We start from the raw sequence: 19188 nt of genomic DNA on the forward strand, positions 1-19188 counted from the left end.
GTATAGCTATCAGCCTATAAATTTAGATTCGGTTGTAATTGGAAAACTGCGTGACACAGTAGATGTTTATAAAGTCTCATTAGCCCTATGGTCTTGGATCCTCTAAGTGACCAGAAAATAATTGATTCCTGGCGTAAAAATGCAGAAGCTTGGACTACCGCAGTTCGCCAAGGGCAGATCGAAAGCCGTAAGCTAGTTACCAACCAGGCGATCATTGATGCCGTGCTGAGCCGACTGCCTATGAGTATGCTCGATATGGGCTGTGGCGAGGGTTGGTTGGCTCGGGAGCTAGCGGCTAAGGGGATTGAGGTCTTGGGCATAGATGTTGTGCCTGAGTTAATTGAACGGGCGCAGGCAGCAGGACCAGGCCGATTTGAAGCCCTGTCTTATGAGGCTATCAGCGCCGGTCAGCTCAGTGAAAGATTCGATGTCGTTGTCTCCAACTTCGCGCTGCTTGGAGAGCAGTCGGTGGGCGATGTGTTCAGAGCAGTGCCTGCGTTGCTAAACACAAGGGGAGCTTGCATCGTTCAAACTATCCATCCAATCATGGGTTGTGGCGAGCATCGCTATGAGGACGGCTGGCGTGTGGGCTCCTGGGACGGCTTCAACAGCAACTTTGTAGATCCTGCACCGTGGTATTTCCGGACTCTTGAGTCTTGGGTTAAGTTATTTGCGGATGCAGATTTGCGGCTGGTCGAGTTGCGAGAACCGGTTCATCCGCGGACAGGCAAGCCAGCCTCCGCCCTATTCATCGGGGCTCTACCTGACTAACCTACACCTGCACTGAACGCCTGCACTGATCTGGCTCGCGGTAGCTAGGGAGGCGTTATAAGTGGTGTGGATGGGCTCATCTTGAGGGTAGAGGCGAAATTATCGGTCATCAAACACACAATAGGACGTTGCAGCTCCTTGCCATATCCGGGAGCCTTCGAGCCACTTCCTCCAATACAACTCTCCTGAAAGCTGCAACTACCCTGGCCCCAGAGAACGTTGAAATCAGAGTTTATCAAGGACTTGGTGACCTCCCCCACTTCGATCCAGATCTTGATGGGCCAGATCTTGATGGGGAAGAGGCATTGTCACCCGTCAGGGACTTCCGTGCCCAGCTAAAGGTCGCCGACGGCGTCTTGATCTCCAGCCTCGAATACGCGCATGGGGTCCCTGGAGTGCTCAAGAACGCCCTCGCTGGATGGTCAGCAGTGGTGAGTTCATTGGCAAACCAGTTGCCCTGCTCAATGCCTCACCTCACGCAAGCCACGCACAGGCATCCCTCACAGAAACCCTCACGGTGATGATGGCGAACATTATTCCTGAGGCGTCGCTTACAGTGCCCCTGCTCAGCAACAAAATCTCTAAGGCAGATATTATTGCAAATCCGGCAATCGCCAAGGTATTACACGCGGCTATCCTTGCCTTTGTGCATACGATTGACGTCAGTCAAGCCGAAGCTGAAAGCCACTAAAATAGCTCGTTCGCAGGAAAATACGCAAACGGAGATAGGGCTCTAGATTGCTAATTTTTAAGGCCAATTTAGATTAATAGGTACAATCTGCATTGTCAGTGGGCATTGTCCACTCGTTGTAGAGAGATTTGACTGATGTTTAAAAAAGAACCTACGAAGGGCTACGCTGTTCTAGCCCTATTTGCACTGGCTGCGCTCTGGGGCTACAACTGGGTGCAGATGAAGATTGCGGTGCAGTATGCGTCACCTTTTACATTCGCTGCACTGCGCATGGTATTTGGCGCAGCGAGCCTATTTGTGCCAATGCTGTGGCTAAGGAAGCCACTGTTACCTAAAGAAATTCCAGGAACGTTTCTACTAGGCTTGTTACAATCAGCCGGGGTGTACGGTCTTTCGACCTGGGCACTAGTTAGTGGGGGAGCTGGGAAAACAGCAGTTCTGGTTTACACAATGCCTTTTTGGACACTGTTACTGGCCTGGTTAATCTTAGGAGAGCGAGTGCGGAGAGCGCAATGGATTGCGATTGCTCTAAGTGTCAGTGGCTTGATCCTCATTTTGGAACCACTCAACCCAGGTGGAACGGTTGTCAGTAAAGTCTTGGCAGTTTTAGCAGGGGCTAGTTGGGCCGGAGGCGCAATTGTGGCAAAACGGCTGCGCCAAGCTGTTGAGCTGGATTTGCTCTCTCTAACTGCTTGGCAAACCTTATTTGGCGCTCTCCCTTTAATTCTGATTGCCACGTTTGTGCCCTCTATGCCAATCATTTGGTCGCCTGAATTTATTGTGGCCCTAGTTTATAACATCATTCCAGGAACGGCGGTTGCGATGCTGCTCTGGCTCTACATATTGAATCATTTGTCAGCCAGTAGCGCAGGCTTAGGGATGTTGATGAATCCTGTCGTTGGTGTACTAGCCGCTTGGGTACAACTGGGTGAGAAACCTGGACCAATGGAATCTATTGGTATGGCACTGATCATTGTCGCTCTGGCTTTTAATTCAATGCTAGGTGTGCTAGGTCGTCGATTTGGTCACAAGACTGCTGAAGTTCAGTCTGAGCCCAAAGGACAAAGCTGATCTCCTAAAGCCTTAGAGCAAGAGTACGGGTGACTGAGAAACTATGGCTAAAAAACGGGTGAAAGCAAGCATGACAACAACTGACCATCCTCGTTTGCAACTTGCTACACAGACAGCTAGTGAAGTTGTAGAGAAGTCTACCCGCGCGAGCTGTTAGCTGGAAAATCTCAAAGTAATGATCAGCTATGATATAGAAATGCCTGCCGTCGCTGAACCGAGCTGTTAAGGTGCTAGTGAAAATTGCAGGGCTGGTGAAAATCGACGCGCATCGAGTGAAACATGAACAATGCTACAAATTTCCAATCACGTAATTATCCCCCTCAGCGAGATCGAAATTAGTGCAGTTCGATCTCAGGGGGCTGGAGGTCAAAACGTCAATAAGGTTGCCTCCGCCATACACTTACGCTTCGATATTGGTGCCTCATCGTTACCTGAACCCTATAAAGAACGGCTTTTGAAACTCAGTGACCAGCGCATCACCAAAGATGGGGTTATTGTGATTAAAGCTCAAGAGCACCGTACCCAGGAAAAGAACAGGGAGGAAGCGCTGCGACGACTTCAAGAACTGATCAAAAGCGTGGCCGCGCTACCTCGAAGACGTAAATTGACTAAGCCAACGCGCAGTTCTCAGCGGAAACGGCTTGACAGCAAAACCAAGCGTAGTCAGATTAAATCTATGAGAGGCAAGGTCACGGACTAAAAAAGCTCACTGATTGCTCCATCGCTCAACTATTTCAAATGTGCGGTTGCTAAGTTAAGCCAAGCATCGATTGAGTTGCCAAGATTGTCTGTCGCCGGTAAGCTAAATCTTTAAGACGGCAGAGTTCACCATGAAATGCCGAACTAGTCTCTCGCAGATGAGGTTGAGTGCATTCTAAAAGCCCTTGCCTACTGAGCTGCGCGACGCATTGGATGACCTATTAAACACAATCATGGAAACCAAACCGCCACTTCCGCCCTTCACCTTAGAAACTGCCAAAGCGAAAGTCCAGGCAGCAGAGGATGGTTGGAATACGCGTGACCCAGAACGGGTTGCCCTTGCCTACACTCTAGATTCTCAGTGGCGTAATCGCTCCGAATTCTTGAGCGGACGGGAGAACATCAGAGCCTTCTTGCGTTGTAAGTGGGATAAGGAGTTGGACTACCGCCTCAAGAAAGAGCTGTGGAGCTTCACCGACAATCGCATCTCCGTCTGTTTTGAATATGAGTGGCACGACGATTCTGGGCACTGGTATCGTTCGTACGGCAATGAGCAATGGGAATTTGCAGAAAATGGCCTGATGCAAAGACGTGAGACCAGCATTAATGATCTCCCGATTCAGGAAGCAGACAGAAAATTCCGCTGGGAGCGATAAAGCTGAGGCACTTTGGCTGTGCTTAATGATTAACCCTGCATACTGAACCGGTAGATCTGTCCTGCAGATGTCCTGCCACCAGGCAAGAGTGGCAGGACATCTGCCAGCGGTGGGCCGACCAACAACTTACTTGACCTTTAATACAGCCGGAGCATACTTTACCCAGATATAGAATATAACCAGCCCCAAGAGCCCTGAGGCCATACTCAGAGGGGCAACCTGCAAAAGCCAAAGACTAACTAAAATCAGCCCTATACCATTAGCAATTAAGACAGGTAGCCGTTCAGAAATGGCCGAGGGTTGAATGGCTACTTTCCCCAATGGCTGCAGTTGAATGCCTGCCAATAGATTGAACCAAACCTGGCTTAGTAGGACTAAAACTGCTCCCCAACCTAACGAAATTGACGAGCTGTAAAAGCCAAGAAGCTCTAGAATAATTGTGCTTGTGGTTATTTTATGAAAGTTGCTTAAACGAGAATCGTAAATTTGATCTTTTACTAGAGCTATCTGTTCCAAGTCAACCACAGCCATGCGGGCCTGTTCAACACAGATCAGCAATAACGCAAGCGCTAGTAATTGCTGATCAAGCCCACCTCTGCCCACAATCTGCGCTAACAGGCCCAGACTGGCAGGCAAGAAGAGCAAGAGCATAAATCGAGCAGTCAGCGACATTCAGCGTTTTCTAGAGACTGAGAATCAGGAAATGGGGATGGTGCCTATCGAACCAGCACCTAGCTCAGCCTTTCCTGTGAATCGGCTTTCCTGGGAACTGGCTGAGTGAGGGTTGCCAATTAGCCTGCCCAACCGACGATAATACACTAGAAATATCTCCCGAGTATGAACAAAGCAAGCTTCTAAGCTCCGGCAAGCTCATTCCAGGGGATCTGCCCAATCCACTGTTCGAGTAGGGTTAACTGCACAGGAAGTTTCTGTAAAACGTCAGTCATGTCCACCCTTTCTATTTCAGGGTGGGTAGCGCGCCAGCGATAGATTTTGGCAATCTCAGTCCCTGTGGGTTCACCAAAAGCTTGATTCAAGCCTTGCTCAAAATCATCCAGAGGAATGGCTTGATAGGAGAAAGAACGCCCTAAAACATGTTCAAATCGTTCAGCAATTTCCGCACCAGTCAATGTTTCAGGCCCCCCAATTTCAAAGGCTGCGCCAGCAAGTTGGGAGCGTTCTAAAGCGGCTACAGCAAGTGCTGCAGCATCCTGCAAGCTAATCCAAGACACCTTGATATTTGCAGGCAGTGGATAAGAGACGATTCCTTGCACGATTGCTGAGGCTGACCAGGGTGCCGCTAAATTGTCGATGTAGATATGGGGTCTAAGAACAATATTAGGAATGCGGCTAGTCTGGAGGTATTGCTCTACGTTGCGTTTGATCTCAAAGGCAGCTACATCCGTTGGTTCCTTAGGGATGAAGGTACTGGTATTGAAAACCACGAGGGATATGCCTGCTTCATGAGCTGCATCAATCGCATTGCGCCCTTGAGATGTTGCTGCATCTGAGCGATACTCAAGCGGCAGATGAAGGAATACGCGCTCAATTCCCTCATTGGCCCGTTTCAAGCTATCGAAATCTTCGAGTGCTCCTTTGACGATTTCGACCTCTGTAGGAAATAAGGCTTTTGCCTTGTCTGGGTTTCGGACTAGTATGCGAACCGAGTATCCTTTCTGTAGGAGCTGCATGACCACAGGATTGCCCTGGGCCCCAGTTGCACCGTAAACAAGGACTTTAGGTGAGCTATTCATGATAGTCAAACTCTGATCAGACGTGTGGTTTTGAAGTGATTCCAGTATTGAGAAAGTTGACAAATAATTCAAGTACGCACATTTTTGTAAGGGACTTACAGAAATGTTTGAATAAGACCAAGAATGATGCCAAACAAACACTATGACTGCCCGATCGAAGCGATTGTGGATGTGGTAGGGGGCAAATGGAAACTGCCTATTCTCTACTACTTGTTTCAAAAAACTCAGCGTTTTGGAGAACTGAAGCGGCAGATCCCCGGCGTAACAGAGCGAATGCTTGCCCTGCAATTGCGGGAGCTGGAGCAGGCTGGAATTGTCAAAAGAACTGTGTACGCCGAAGTACCGCCAAGAGTGGAATATGCTTTAACAGCACTAGGCTTAACTCTTGAGCCAACCTTACGGACTATGCTGGATTGGAGCGAAAATTATTTACGAATCAAAGAACAAGTTGACGAACAAAATCTGGCCTCAATTCTACACAGCTAGATGTGAGTAGGAGGCGCAATACGAGTTGTCATAGGTTTGGCTGAGAGCCAAGAATTCAGCGAATCAGCTGACAGGTCACTAGCTAAACTGGCGGCAAAATTTCTGGTCAAAGCCAAGGTCAGCAGATGTAAACTCGAACCTAGGAGTTGACCAATTGTTGGAGAGTTTGAAGTAATTCTTGCTCTCTGTAGGGCTTGGAGAAATAAGCTTTGGCTCCCAAATCTAAAGCGATTTGACGGTGTTTATCACCGCTACGTGAGGTCAGCATTGCAACTGGTAAATGTTTTAGCTTAGCTTCCAAACTGAGGCGAGCCAGAAGCCCATAGCCACTGAGCCTGGGCATTTCAACATCGCAAATGACTGCCTGTACCGATAGGCCCGCTAGAAGTTTCTCAAGCGCATCCTGGCCGTCTTTAGCCTGCTCGACCCGATAGCCAGATTTCTCCAGGGTTAGGACCAGAAAACGGCGAACATTGATTGAGTCATCCACAATCAAAACTGTGGGCTTTTGGGTTTGTAACCTCGGATTTGATGAGGTTCTATTTGCGGCCCATTGGGGCAAGAAGTTAGAGCGGGTCTCCTGGTTGGTCTGTCCCTGTCTCTGAGCATTAATCCAACTCAATAGCTTTGAAGCATCAAGCAGAGGCACAACTTGACCATTGCCGAGAATAGTACAGCCAGTGAAGCCAAAAGGTAAGGAGATTGGACCTTCAACCTGACGTACTGCAACTTCTTGCTCTCCCCAACAACGCTCTATTCGGATACCAACCCGCTGTTCTCCCTGCTCGAATACCAAGGCAGTTGGTTCACTAATTGTGGGCGTCGACTCAGTATCAACCGCTTTAGAGGGGCACTGAAATTGAAACCAGTGTTCAAGCTGAATTAGGGGTATCAGTTTGCCATCGCGATTCCGTACTTCTTGGCTCTCGTTGCCACCATTGAGTTCAGGCTTGAGCAGCAGCATTTCCCCAAGGGCATCGCTGGGTAAGGCCATTAATAACCCTCCCGCTTCTACTAGAAGCACGCGAGCGATTGAGAGGGCTAAAGGCACAGTAATGGTAAATGTTGTACCGATACCTGCTTGAGTGTCAACCTGGATTTCGCCTCGAATTTGCCTCAGGTTGGTGCGTACAACGTCCATCCCCACGCCGCGCCCTGATAGGGCAGTGATCTGAGCAGCAGTGCTAAATCCTGGTTCAAAAACTAGATCTAGAAGCGCCCGTTCACTGGCAGTTGCCAACAGGGTAGGGTCGATACCTATCTGTTGTGCCCGCGCTCGAATTTTATCCAAATCAATACCGTCACCATCATCCCGGACCGTAATGATCGTTTGGTTACCCCGATGGACAGCCCGAATCTCAATGAGCCCTTGTGCTGATTTACCTCTAGCCCGACGAGTTATCGGATCTTCAATCCCGTGGTCAAAGGCATTGCGCAACAGATGCATTAGAGGGTCACTCAATGCTTCTAGAACAGAGCGTTCGATCAGCGTGCTACCCCCATAGGTCTTAAGCTCAACTTGTTTGCCGTATTGCAGAGCAAGATCCCGTAAGGCTCTGGGAAAACGTCTAATCAGATCGGAGAGAGGGCGCATCCGAAGCTGCGTCAGACGATTTTGTAGCTGTTTGGTGGTGCGCTGGAAATCACGCGCCGTCTGGTCAGTGTCCTCTAGGCTGAACTCAATGTCGCCTGTGACTTCTTGAATCTGCACCAAAAGTTCCATCACTTCTTGCGACAGAAGATGCAGATCGCCGTAGCGATCCATTTCTAAAATGTCAAATCGATTGGTGATGCTTCTGAGAGTTGAGATGGCAGTATCAAAAGAGCTGCTCTGCTCACTTAGTTCTACATCCTGAACAGAATTATCAACAGTTGCAGCTAATATTGAAATCGCAGTGGGGACAGCTGCTTGAGTAGCGACTTTATCGTAATTGGTTCTCAAATGTGTACTGAGCTGATCTAGTGTACGCACGCGTTGATTGAGCGTTTTGTGCAGATTGCGAATTCGCTCCAAATTGAGGTCTAAACTATTGCGCTCAATCATCAGTTCACCGAATAAATCGCTGAGCTGGTTGAGCTGTTTCAGTGGGACGCGAACTGTCTCTTCTTGCTGATCTTGGGCTTGCTGGTCTTGGGTCTGATCCTCAGTAGAAACTGAGGCCATAGCACCTAGTGCTACGGCAGACTCAACTGCTTCCTCTAATGTAGATTCCAACAAGCTGTTGTTGAAATCTGGAACAGCCATCTCATGGGCTAACTCGTTAGCCTCTAACTCGTCAGAAATCGGTATAGTGATGGGGTGTCTGTCCTGCTCGGGGCTAGGCTGTGGTTCAAAATCAGATGCTTCCGCAGCATTAGGCAGAACTAGTTGAACGGGGAGATCTTCGATTTGCCCCGCTAGCACCAGCACTTTCGCTTGACGCCACTGCTGCAAAGCTAGATGAGCAATTTCCTCAACCCGTTGTGGATTAGCCTCAAGGGTTTGCAAAATCGAGCTGCAAAGCTGGCTAAAGGGCGTAAACTGGAGCATCTCGCCCAAGCCCTCAAGCTCCTGCGTCATAATTGAGAACTCTTCGTACAGGCAAGGCTGAGTTGGATCTGCTAAAACTGACTCCAATCGCTGGAGGCAACCTTCTACCTCAGTCTCTAAGAGTAAGGCGGCTGTGTCTTGTTGCGTTTCCGGAGTTAGCAGCAAATTGGTATCTTCAGGTGGATCCCCTAGACGCTGCTGAAGCTGGCTCAAAATGGGTTCGGCATAGGTTGTCAACCACTGCTCATTAATGTCCGTTTTCTGGCGATTGAGAACAATAACTTGACGGAGCAGATCAATACTCGCTAGCAGTAGCTGCTCCAAGCTGGTGTCTAGTTCTATAGCCTGGTGTTGAGTTTTCAACACCTTGAAAAAATCTTCTAGGCGGTGAGCTAATAAACTCAAGCCTTGAAATCCCATCATGGCTGCTCCACCCTTAATTGAATGAGCAGCTCGGAGGGCAGCATCCATTTTGGTTGGGTTGATGCGACTTAAGGCAATGCCCAGCAACACCGCTTCAATGGTGTTTAAATACTCCTGAGCTTCCTCTAGGAACTGCCGTTGGATTTCAAGTTCCTTGTCGTATGGCATGATTTTTTAGAGGGTTAGGATATCAGAACGAGTCACCGTAGCTCTTATGAGAGCCATTCAAGACAGCCGGAGCTGGGTTTGCAGGAGATAGAGTTTCAAAACTTTAGAGCCTGAAGCTGCCCAAAGTGGGAACCCCTATCTCCTGACTTCAGCTTGGTCTCAATTTACTGAATCAACTTTGAACATATCCACTGAAGCCTGTAACTGCTGGGCAACTTCCACCGTTTGGCGCAGTGAATCCGAAACCTGGCGAGAAGTATCGGAAGTCCGTTGGGAAACTGCTGCAATTTCTTGCATCAATTGGGTGACGGCTTGAGAGCTCTGCGCTTGAGAAACGGTTGCGCCCGAGATAGATTGCACAAGCTCATCAATTTGGTAGGATACTGTCAAAATTTGGCCTAAACTCTGCTTGGCATCCTCGACGATACGAGTTCCCTCTACGACTTGAACTGTGCCCAGCTCCATCGCTTTCACAACTTCACTGGTCTCTAGTTGAATGTTTTCAACGATTTGTTCGATTTCTTTAGTAGCTGTGACCGAGCGAGCGGCTAGTGCCCCCACTTCCTCAGCCACAACTGCGAAACCCCGTCCTTCCTCGCCAGCTCGTGCTGCTTCAATGCTGGCGTTAATCGACAACAGGTTGGTTTGTAGGGCGATCTCTTTGATTAGCAAAACTACCTTAGAAATCTGTTGGGAGGATTCGCCTAAGCGCTTCACTTTTTTAGCAGTTTCAGCAACGGTTTCTCGCAGATTCAAGATGCTACGCACAGTGCTGTCCATCGCGATCCCGCCTGCCTCGGCGCTGGTTGAGGCTGTACGCGCCACCGATGCAGCTTGGCGGGCGCTTTCGGCCACTGCCTGGATCGATTGGGTCATGCGCTCGACCGAGTCTAGCGTCCGGGTCGTCTCTTCAGCCTGATGTAAGGCTTCATCGGCCAGGTGACGAATCGAGACTTGATTGCTGCCTAAGGAGGTGTTGACCTGGGTCGCGGCCTGTTTCACCTGAACAACAATTTGCCTTAAGTTCTCGATGATAGCGTTGAAAAAGTCAGCGACTGTGCCAATTTCATTCCCAGTAATTTCTGCTCGTACACTAAGATCACCAGATGCTGCGGCTTCAATATCGCTTAGCAGTTCAATTAGCTGGTGTTGTAGAGTTTCTTTCTGCTGGCGTTGTTCTTGAGAAATGGTTTCTGCAACTTGGCGGGCCTGCTCCACCTGCGTGAGCAAATTCGCCTGTTCCAAGGCCACCCCAACTTGGGTCGCAACTTGTCTGAGCCACTTAATTTCTGTTTCTTGCCAAACGCGAGGGCCTGAACATTGCTGCGCGCAAATGAGGCCAAGCAACTGGTCACGGATGACAATTGGTGCGATCAAGTTAGCCTTAATTGACAGCCTCTCATACAACTGGATATGGCACTCAGCGATACCTGAGGTGTAGATATCATTAATGGCAAAGATTCGACCCTTGCGATATAGCTCGACCCCTTCGTTAGAGTCAGTGAAGTAAGTATCTGTCACCCGCACCGAGAGGCAGGAAGGGAAACCCGTAGCCACAGCTTCTGCAATAATGGTGCCGCTCCAATCAGGGTCAAAGCGATAAATAAAGACTCGTTCTGTTTGGAGAGCCGTTTGAACCTGGTTGACAGCGACATTGAGAATGTCTTCTAAATTCAGAGATTGCAAAATTTGCAAGGTCATGTCTGCAAAAGACTGCGCCCGTCTGGCTTCTGCTTCTTTTTGCTGACGTTGTTCTTGGGCTGCGCTTTCTGCTAAACGCCGTGCCTGTTCAACCTGCGTGAGCAATGTAGCTTGACTTAGGGCATAACCTACTTGAACAGCGACCTGCTTGAAAAAATCAAGTTCTGTGTCTTTCCAAACTCGCGGTCCAGAGCACTGGTGCGCAATTAATAGACCGTGCAACTGGCCGTCGGTAAGAATAGGCACTACCAAATTAGCCTTCACTGCAAAAGGCTCTAATTGCTTCAGATGGCACTCGGTTAAACCAGCTGTAAAAATGTTTTCGGTGACGCTAATCCGACCATTTTGATAAGGAACAACATACTGATCGCGGAAGCAGGGATCGAGAATCTCTGCCCCGAGCGCTGAAGGCCAATTGTGACCAACTGACTCTGCCACCACCGTACCATTCCATTCAGAATCAAAGCTGTAAATCAATACGCGGTCGGCCTGGAGCACCTGTCGCGACTCGTTTACAGCCGTGCCAAAAATATCATCTGAATCGAGCGATTCCCGAATTCGTGAGTTGATCTCTACCAGTAGCCGAGCTCGGTCTGCTTCTACTTCTCGCTTGCGCAGCAGACTTTGCAACTGGTCAGCCATCTGATTGACTGCAGAACCGAGAGCTGCTAGCTCCTGCTCGCCCTCCAGCTTGTTGCGAGTTTCTAAATCCCGATCCAGCACAAGCCGTGATTGGCTGGGAACACGTTGCGGTGCTAGCACAGCTGGCTGCGTGACTTTAACAGCATCAATGACCGATTGCAGTAAGGCTGGCTTCAGAGAAGGCTGATTTTGAATATAGTTAGCAGCGCCGCCATTTTGATTCAGATTTTTAGTAATCCCCCCTTCGAGCTGGGCTAGAGATGCTCTAGCGCAATCAGCTAAGCGCGGATCTTCTGCCAGTTTCAAAACTTCTTGAAATTGAATCTTGGCCGCTTCTAAATAACCCGCCTCTCGATAGGCAGCTCCCAGCAGAATACGCATTTGCGCATCTTGGGAGTTCTCAGATGCGAGGCTAGCAAATTGTTGCATTGCCTCTTCATAGCGTCCTTGCGTATACGCTTCAAGCGCTTGAATAAGTTGGTCTGTCATAAAATCAACACCTCAAGAATTAGGAGATTACAGGGTTTGAGTAGGCTTAGCTACAGATTTCAGTTCTGAATTTCAATCGTGGGTTTTAGCCGTGGCAATTAGAAGTAGCGTTTAGGCATGAGATAGGAGGGGAGAGTGAATAATTGGCTCAGCATCTAGCACTAAAATTTCTTCTGTAGGTTGAGAAATATAGCCTCGGCTATACATCTCTAGATGGGCCGTAGCGGAGCGCAGGGGTTGAATACAATCTGTGCTGAACCGTGCAACCCCTTTGACTTCTTGAACTAGCAATCCTAATGGGGTCTGCCCAGCGTGAACAATTACCACGCTATAGCGCTGATAAGTTTCGAGTGGAGGCAATTGTAGTAGCTGTGCTAGGTCAACAGCCCAGAGAACCCGGCTGCGCCGATTGAGCAGCCCCAAAACGCAGGGGGGCATATTCGGCATCGGTGTCAGGCGTTGGACGGGGATGACTAGGGCTTCCTGTACCTGCTCCATGCGTAGGACTGCTGGGGTGTTGGGAGCTAGCTGAAATTTGAGATAGCTTTCACCCAAAGCTCGCTGCGAGCGATTGAGGGCGGGCAGCAACGTGGACTTGTGCATTGCAAGTTCAAACCTTAGGATGCGAGTCGGAATTCAAGAGACTGCTTAGAATCAAAATCTTGAAGTTAAAACTTTAAACTACGACCGATTGAATGACTCGAACTAATTGATCTCGTGTGAAGGGCTTGGTGACGTAGGCGTCTGCTCCCTGTTTCATACCCCAAAGACGGTCAATATCCTGGTTTTTAGAAGTGCAAATAACGATGGGAACTTTTTCTGTAAGCGGGTTTTTCTTCAAGCTCCGACACAACTCAAAACCACTCATGCCTGGCATGACTACATCGGTCACAATGACATCTGGTTTCTTTTCAATGGCTTGAGTCAGAGCTTCTTGGGCTCCCGCCGCATTGATCACGACGTAGCCACTTTCTCGCAGGTAGTAGCTAATCAGCTCTAACTCTGAAGGAGTATCATCTACAATCAAAACCGTATTCATGGTTCACCAACTTTGAACAAATAGAGCCGACAGAGGTGAGGCTAAAGCTAAAGCTAAAGCCAAGGTATGACCCATCGAAAACAATCACCGCAGCGCGAAACTACCTTGTTGTTTGCACCAGCTTACTGATCACGTCCAGTAAAGTTTTGGCGTCAAACGGCTTGGTAATGTAATCAGAGGCTCCAACTAATCGGGCGCGTGAACGATCGACTAGTCCATCGCGTCCTGTCAGCATGACAATCGGTGTTTGCCGCAAAGCTGAGGACTGTTTGAGCATTCGGCATAGTTCATAACCATCCAGGTCTGGCATCGAGATATCCATCAATACCACTGCTGGTTTTTCACGCATTAAAGGCATGAGTGCCTGCAGCGGATTGGTCAGACTCAACACTCGGTAGCCCTCCCCTTCTAACATCAGCCGCACCTTACGCTGAATGGTAAGGCTGTCATCAATACAGGCAATTGTCAGTTGCTGGCTCTGATTAGACTGGGTAAACGGCTCCATCTTAATGATGTCTGCCTGTACCAAGTCCCGCAGAGCAGAAGCGACTCGCAATAGGTCCGCATCCAGTTTTGAGGCAATTTCGTAGATACAGAGCTGAGCATCCAGGGCTTGCAAAGGAGTTTGCGCAGCATCTGGCCCTCGCGCTAGCCGTAACTTGCCTTCTAGTCGCCGTGCAAATTGTTCACGGGCTAGTAAATGGGGGCGTTGAAAGGGAGAGCTGATATGGGGCTTGAGTTGCTGCCAACCTCGCACTTGGTACGAAAGAGGCAATGCCTCTTGTAAAGGCACTGACAATAAAATGGGATCTAAACCAGTGCTTCTTTCAAACAGCAGCGTGGCCTGGGGCAGGGCCATGATATGAATTAACGCTTCGCGAGTGAGCAGATAGAGCAGCTTTCGTAATTGCGGTAGAGTTAGAATTCCAGCTTGCCAGCTTTGGCACAAGAACTCATAATCTGATGAAATTGTTTCCACCCGAAGTCGCTTAGCTAACTGAGGCTCGTTCCGTTGCAATATGTAAGCGAGCCGCTCCCGTTGTCCATGTGAACAACTGGCAAAGTGAATGTGCCCGTCTCCTGTGTGAATGCGCCAGAGAACCGTTTCAGCGTCCGCTTCACGAATAGTCAAACGGCCCGAAACCTTGCGCTGAACAATATTTTGCAGGGCCTCTAAGGGCGAGGAAATGACAGTGGGCTGGCGAATTGTAGAGGTAGTCGCAGTGGCTGAGGCTGAGCTAGAGGCTTGATCAGAAGTATTGATCATAGCGACTACACCTGAGGGAACAACTGGATTTGACTCAGAAGTGATGCATCCCAGTGTGTAGATTGCCCCACGTCACTTACTACAGAAGTTGATGGGGCTATCCGGTAGATCTGCTGCTTAATGCTTGCCTTTTTGCGCATCTCATACTGGGCTTTTAAGTTGCCGTTAGAGAGCGGTTCATGCTAGCCAAGTCTTGTCTTCTATCAAACTAGAATGAGTTAGTCTGGACCCGAACGTCCAGGTCAAAAAGTGCTCACTATCTGCTCATTTCTTACACTTAAGTTTTGGCAGTGCTAAGAGAGATTTTGCCCGCACATTCAAACTCTGAGCTGAGGCAGAATCAGACCAATCACAAACCAATCACAAACTAGTTTAGGCTGTGCAACCAACTTGCACAGCCCAGAAATTATACTGCCATCAAACAAACTTGATTATCTGGCTACTGTTTAACCAGCTAATAGCTTGCCAAATGTTTAGCTGCCATTTACTGAAATTAGTCGAGGACGATAATCGGAGCCTAACTTATTGGCACAGAACCCTAGTTCTAAGGTTTGGCTAGGTTCAACGGCTTGTCCCCAAGCTAAGGGAGTCACAAGATATCGGCTTCCCTGAGGTTGAAAGTTACCATTCCAGGTATTGTTAATGGCCGCTTGATTCATGGCAAAGGTCAATTGCCAGTTACGGGTACTATTGCGGCCCTGGTTTGTGACTTGTAAGTTGGTACAAAAGCCAGTTTCCCAGTCCGATTGCAAACGGAGCTCAGCTTTGAGGTTTGAGCCAGTTGCCACATTAGACGCCAAATTCAAGTTGGCTCTGGAGCTAGAGGCAGCTGGAGCCGGAGTAGGAGGACGAGGGGGAGCAGCACTAGCCACAGGCGAGGGACGGGAAACTGAACCCAGGCGCGCACCGGAGGGTAGCAATTTACTGAGCAGCCTCTGCTTAGGGACATTGATATTACGCCAATCATCCAGTAGGATGCCGCCAGTATCCACACTGTCTGGGTTCCAGGTCCAATATGTGAAACTCAGTTTTTTCTGAGCAATATAATCAACTAGTTGCTGTTGCCAAACCCCTTCTTTTGAACTGTCATCTACCTGACGTCCACCGAATTCGCCAATCCAGATCGGTGCGATGTTTTGGCTGGCGATATAGTGAAAGCCAGTCTCCCAACGAGAAAGCAAATTTCGGGGAAAAGCTGAATCTGAAAACCAGGCGTGGTTGTAAACCCCAGGCCCATATTCGTGGGGGGAATAAACCAGCTTGCGGGGCACTGACAAACGCACCGGATAACGTTTGACGCCCTCTAGGTTTCCTCCCTGCCAATGCACCAGCTTTTGACCAGGCACATTGTTCTCTACGCCTTCGACGAGAATCAGCCAATTTGGATTGATCGCTAAAATCGCATTGCCTGCTCGCTCTGCTGCCAAACGCCAATCGGTTGCTGGGTCATTTGTCCCCCAACTGGCCCGACCGTGGGGCTCATTTTTGAGGTCTGCACCGATGATATTGGGCTGGTCTTTGTAGCGGTTCGCCAGCATTTTCCAGGTGTCAATCCAGTCTGCTTCTGTAAAACCATCCCCATACCAAAGTTCTGGAATGCTTTGATTATTAAGCCGATGGCTATCTAGCAGAATTAACAGCCCTTGTCGCCCAGCCTCCTGAACAATCAGGTCCATCACCTCTAGCGGTGTTTTGCTCTCTAGCTCGCGGTTACTACCAAGATTAAAGTCAACCCGACTGATCTCCGAAGAACGAAGCGCTTGCACCGAGTAAGGCAACCGGATCACGTTGTAGCCCAGGCTTTTGATCTGGGACAGCATCTCTTTATAGTCGCGGGCCCAAAGGCCGTGAGGGACTTGAAATTCTGTCTCAAGACCGAACCAGTTGACCCCCCGCAGTAAGACTGGACGCCCCGCAGCATCAACAATTTGGGCGCCCCGGGTCGAAAGTGGCGTGCGAATGACAGTCGCTGCATCGGAGAAACCAGTTGACTGCCAGGGGTGCCCGCACAGGCTCAGGGATAACAGAGCTAAAGCCAACCCCACAATTTTGAGTCGTTGGGGCAGTTTAGATAGCCTCCAGATAACCCCGTGAAACCAATACGCACAGGGACGCACTAGCCAAACCGGTAGTCGGATCAAGGAAGTCATGGGCACTTGGGGTCTACAACTGTAAGGCAAAAGGAGCAAGGGAAACAGCGGGAGAAACTTGTAGCCTTACAACTCAAGCCTGTCTGTGCAGACGAGCTACAGGTCAGCCCAACTGGCTATCTGGGCTCAATCGGTCAGTTCAGGCTCGATTGGCAGAGGCTGCAATCGACTTTGTAGGAAGGTTCCAGCCTCATCCTCCAACTCTTCGAAAGTTCCTGTTGCCATCAGGATTGACATCTTTCTTAAGCAGCTAGTTCCGCCGACCAATGGGCCACGCGAACTTTAAGCTTAGGTTCGTCAAGCGCAATGTCTTGGAGAGCGCTCTCCCGGCTGGGATAGATCTTGAAGACCTGATCCAGCTGAGTCTCTCGAAAAGTTTCACGCAAAGCGTCGTTTAGAGCGCACAGCAGCAGACGTTTTTGTGACTGCCGAGCAGCTCGTAGCCCTGCAACCAGAACCCCTAAACCACGGTGGTCTATGGCGGTGACTTGCTCTAGATCCAGCAACAAAATAGAGTGATCGCTTCTAGCACAAAGCGTCTTTAAAGATTCCTGAAAGCGAATCGACTCAATGCCTCGTACCGTCCCCTGAATTTGAATGACCGAGGCTTGAGCCGTACCCATTTGAATTGGGATCGACTGAATTGAATTTTTCTGAATTTGAGCTGCCATTAGAATGTTCCTCCTAGCTTCTTTTAAAACCTTAAAAGTGAATTGTCATGGAACAAAATTGAGGCCCTTGCTACACCACTACTAAGCGCTAGCTCTAGTTGACCCCATTCGAATCTGGCAAACTTTCCGGGTCCGCTTCCCTAAACACTGCTAGTGAAATTGAAGTGCTCGCTGATTTGGCCGTTGTCCATTAGCTAACCGCTATAGACATCTAGAAGCGCAAGTATCAGGAAGGCCAAGTGGATCAGCAGTCCTGCTTGAGCAACTCTTATTAAAAAACCACCTTTTTTGAAATTGAAATGAAGAAGGGACAACAACTCGGCTTAGGGCGTTGGCTCAGTCTCGGGCTAATGCTACTGGGGCTCTGGGCCTGCTCAGGTCCAGCGACAGAGGTGAACCTCTCTTTGCAAGTGCAGTCAGACAGACAAACGGGCCAGTTTTTGGTGTCTGGACGAAGCAATTTGCCAGATCAAACTTTAGCTGCGGTTCAAGCTGTCCGCTACTTGCAGCCCAGCGACGGTATAGGAGAGCGGCCCTACTCGGTGCTGGATCGGCAAGATGTCCGACTCGAACAGGGGCAGTGGCAAGCCCAGTTAAATCTGCGTCAGGCCAGGGGGGACGATGGCTTGGCCCAAGAGGCCTGGCAAGAAGCGTGGTACCAGGCTGAGCCAATGGCAGTTGACTCCCAAGTTTACTTTCAGCTGACCGTTCTCAGCAGTAACCAGCCGCCCGAAGTGGCTCGCAACTTGGGCTACAACTTCAGAAATATTCAGTCTCAGGCTTTGAGCTTCGGTGAGGATGGCGAGGCTTATCTACAGGCCGAACGCAGCCTGGATGTCCCGGCCGTGCTTGGTTCTACAGCCTCTGCCCTGCCCTTCAGCAACCCCACCCCGAAAGTAGTGATTTTGCCTCTTGGTCGTCCTGCCGCCCCAAGTTTGCCCCAGTCCAACGCTCCCCTGCACCAGGCGCAGACTCTGCGCTGATGGGCTCTAGCTGCCAGGATCGCGAATCACCGTATAGCTAGAGGCCAGAGACTGCTGTAGCTTGCTGTCGAGCTGGCGAATCTGCTGAGTTAGCTGCTCCACCTGGCGCTCAAGCCCTTGAATAGCTTCGGGGGCAGGTTCGGGGGCTTGAATCTGCAATACCCCTGCCCGTGCTCCGGCCAAGGATTCGTCCCGCAACTTAATCAGATTCTGGGGTGGTACTTGAGTCAGACTTAAGTATTGCTGGTTTGGCATAGGCAACGGCTCGGTCCGGCTCGGCGGTAGTTGGGCGGCTTCTGGTCCAGCTATATCAGCAGCATCTGGCTCTGATGATTCTGCAATTAAGCACTCCAGAATTGCACTGAGCACTGCTTTGAGGTCAGCCCCTTCTGCCTGAACTGACAGAACTTCAGGAATATGAGTCTGGGCAGTTGTCAAGCTGAGATCGACTAACCAGCGCTCCCGCTCTGCGATTGCGGCTTCTAGCTGCGTGATGCGATTGCGCAGAGCAGTGCGTTGGCGAGAGCGACGGCGATCTTTCAGCAGCATCACGCCGAACATGCCAACTCCTAAACTGAGGACCAAACCCAAGCTGATATAGGGAACGGCAAAGCTTCTCAGCTCGCCCCCTAACTGGAAGCTGTCCTCCAGTTCTGCTTTCAGTTGCTTTTGGCCATAGAGGGCTAGGGGGGCGGTAGTCAGGCTAAAACACAAGCCCGACAGAATACAGAAGGGGACCAGGACTCTGCCCAGCCGGTTAGAGCGCTGACTCATAGCAGGCGGATTTTAGGTTGAAATTCATACTTTCTACGCTTCTTCAGAACTCTGGTTCTAGATCCGGTCGACAGTTGCAGGTGTTTAGCTTTCGTAAATGGAAATGGGGGCTTTTTAGAGCTTTGACTTCTTTCCGGATGACTAGGGCACTAGCAGAAAGGTTTAGCGCAAACACTACTCAATAACAACTCAAAACTTTAGGGCGCAGGTCTATCGAAGCTGC

The 19188-nt window shown here is 49.7% G+C and carries 18 protein-coding genes; 8 read left to right on the forward strand and 10 right to left on the reverse strand.

Annotated elements, in window-relative coordinates; all coding sequences use genetic code 11:
• Positions 1-87 precede the first annotated feature (87 nt).
• The 6 genes from H6F94_RS12545 (at position 88) to H6F94_RS12565 (ending at position 3888) form a co-directional block, all read left to right on the forward strand.
• Positions 88-771 carry a class I SAM-dependent methyltransferase gene (locus tag H6F94_RS12545; protein WP_199320379.1) on the forward strand — a complete coding sequence of 228 codons (684 nt, stop codon included), beginning with the start codon at positions 88-90 and terminating at the stop codon, positions 769-771.
• A gap of 128 nt (positions 772-899) precedes the next feature.
• Positions 900-1292 carry an NADPH-dependent FMN reductase gene (locus tag H6F94_RS33565; protein WP_199320380.1) on the forward strand — a complete coding sequence of 131 codons (393 nt, stop codon included), beginning with the start codon at positions 900-902 and terminating at the stop codon, positions 1290-1292.
• The gene (locus tag H6F94_RS31675) at positions 1190-1462 is read left to right on the forward strand and encodes a hypothetical protein (protein ID WP_199320389.1); all 273 of its coding nucleotides are present in this window, start codon (positions 1190-1192) and stop codon (positions 1460-1462) included. Before H6F94_RS33565 ends, H6F94_RS31675 begins: the two co-directional genes overlap by 103 nt.
• Positions 1463-1597: 135 nt before the next feature.
• Complete coding sequence (locus H6F94_RS12555) at positions 1598-2533, forward strand: DMT family transporter (protein WP_190802580.1); 936 nt, start codon at positions 1598-1600, stop codon at positions 2531-2533.
• A 286-nt stretch (positions 2534-2819) separates the two neighbouring features.
• On the forward strand, positions 2820-3233 hold the full coding sequence (gene arfB, locus H6F94_RS12560; protein ID WP_190802581.1) for an alternative ribosome rescue aminoacyl-tRNA hydrolase ArfB: 414 nt from the start codon (positions 2820-2822) through the stop codon (positions 3231-3233).
• Between the two features lie 184 nt (positions 3234-3417).
• Entirely contained in the window at positions 3418-3888 is a 471-nt protein-coding gene (locus H6F94_RS12565) for a nuclear transport factor 2 family protein (RefSeq protein WP_396426430.1), read from the forward strand.
• Between the two features lie 126 nt (positions 3889-4014).
• Here the strand turns inward: H6F94_RS12565 and H6F94_RS12570 are convergent, their stop codons facing one another.
• Together H6F94_RS12570 and H6F94_RS12575 are read right to left on the reverse strand one after the other, a co-directional pair.
• Positions 4015-4419 (reverse strand): hypothetical protein, encoded by a 405-nt coding sequence (locus H6F94_RS12570; protein WP_199320381.1) that lies wholly within the window; start codon positions 4417-4419, stop codon positions 4015-4017.
• A 323-nt stretch (positions 4420-4742) separates the two neighbouring features.
• Positions 4743-5642: an SDR family oxidoreductase gene (locus H6F94_RS12575; RefSeq protein ID WP_190802583.1), complete on the reverse strand. Its 900-nt coding sequence runs from the start codon at positions 5640-5642 to the stop codon at positions 4743-4745.
• Positions 5643-5765: 123 nt separating this feature from the next.
• Between H6F94_RS12575 and H6F94_RS12580 the strand changes: the two genes are divergently transcribed.
• The gene (locus H6F94_RS12580) at positions 5766-6128 is read left to right on the forward strand and encodes a winged helix-turn-helix transcriptional regulator (protein ID WP_242041159.1); all 363 of its coding nucleotides are present in this window, start codon (positions 5766-5768) and stop codon (positions 6126-6128) included.
• A gap of 139 nt (positions 6129-6267) precedes the next feature.
• Here the strand turns inward: H6F94_RS12580 and H6F94_RS12585 are convergent, their stop codons facing one another.
• The 7 genes from H6F94_RS12585 to H6F94_RS12615 all read right to left on the reverse strand — a co-directional run bounded on the left by H6F94_RS12585 (position 6268) and on the right by H6F94_RS12615 (position 17208).
• Positions 6268-9249 (reverse strand): hybrid sensor histidine kinase/response regulator, encoded by a 2982-nt coding sequence (locus H6F94_RS12585; RefSeq protein ID WP_190802584.1) that lies wholly within the window; start codon positions 9247-9249, stop codon positions 6268-6270.
• 159 nt (positions 9250-9408) lie between these two features.
• Positions 9409-12081, reverse strand: coding sequence for a GAF domain-containing protein (locus H6F94_RS12590; protein WP_190802585.1), 2673 nt, complete (start codon positions 12079-12081; stop codon positions 9409-9411).
• Between the two features lie 111 nt (positions 12082-12192).
• A complete protein-coding gene (locus tag H6F94_RS12595) occupies positions 12193-12684 on the reverse strand; it encodes a chemotaxis protein CheW (protein ID WP_190802586.1) in 492 nt (163 codons plus the stop codon).
• A gap of 73 nt (positions 12685-12757) precedes the next feature.
• Positions 12758-13120 carry a response regulator transcription factor gene (locus tag H6F94_RS12600; RefSeq protein WP_190802587.1) on the reverse strand — a complete coding sequence of 121 codons (363 nt, stop codon included), beginning with the start codon at positions 13118-13120 and terminating at the stop codon, positions 12758-12760.
• Between the two features lie 100 nt (positions 13121-13220).
• Positions 13221-14387 carry a response regulator gene (locus H6F94_RS12605; protein ID WP_190802588.1) on the reverse strand — a complete coding sequence of 389 codons (1167 nt, stop codon included), beginning with the start codon at positions 14385-14387 and terminating at the stop codon, positions 13221-13223.
• 473 nt (positions 14388-14860) lie between these two features.
• A complete protein-coding gene (locus H6F94_RS12610) occupies positions 14861-16537 on the reverse strand; it encodes a cellulase family glycosylhydrolase (protein ID WP_190802589.1) in 1677 nt (558 codons plus the stop codon).
• A 242-nt stretch (positions 16538-16779) separates the two neighbouring features.
• Positions 16780-17208, reverse strand: coding sequence for an STAS domain-containing protein (locus H6F94_RS12615; protein WP_190802590.1), 429 nt, complete (start codon positions 17206-17208; stop codon positions 16780-16782).
• A gap of 299 nt (positions 17209-17507) precedes the next feature.
• On the opposite strand from H6F94_RS12615, the gene H6F94_RS12620 reads away from it, so the two are divergent.
• The gene (locus tag H6F94_RS12620; RefSeq protein ID WP_190802591.1) at positions 17508-18191 is read left to right on the forward strand and encodes a hypothetical protein; all 684 of its coding nucleotides are present in this window, start codon (positions 17508-17510) and stop codon (positions 18189-18191) included.
• 6 nt (positions 18192-18197) lie between these two features.
• On the opposite strand, the gene H6F94_RS12625 is transcribed toward H6F94_RS12620, so the two are convergent.
• Positions 18198-18965: a hypothetical protein gene (locus H6F94_RS12625; protein WP_190802592.1), complete on the reverse strand. Its 768-nt coding sequence runs from the start codon at positions 18963-18965 to the stop codon at positions 18198-18200.
• Between the last annotated feature and the right edge of the window lie 223 nt (positions 18966-19188).

Source organism: Leptolyngbya sp. FACHB-261 (assembly GCF_014696065.1).
In the GTDB taxonomy this organism is placed as follows: Bacteria; Cyanobacteriota; Cyanobacteriia; order FACHB-261; family FACHB-261; genus FACHB-261.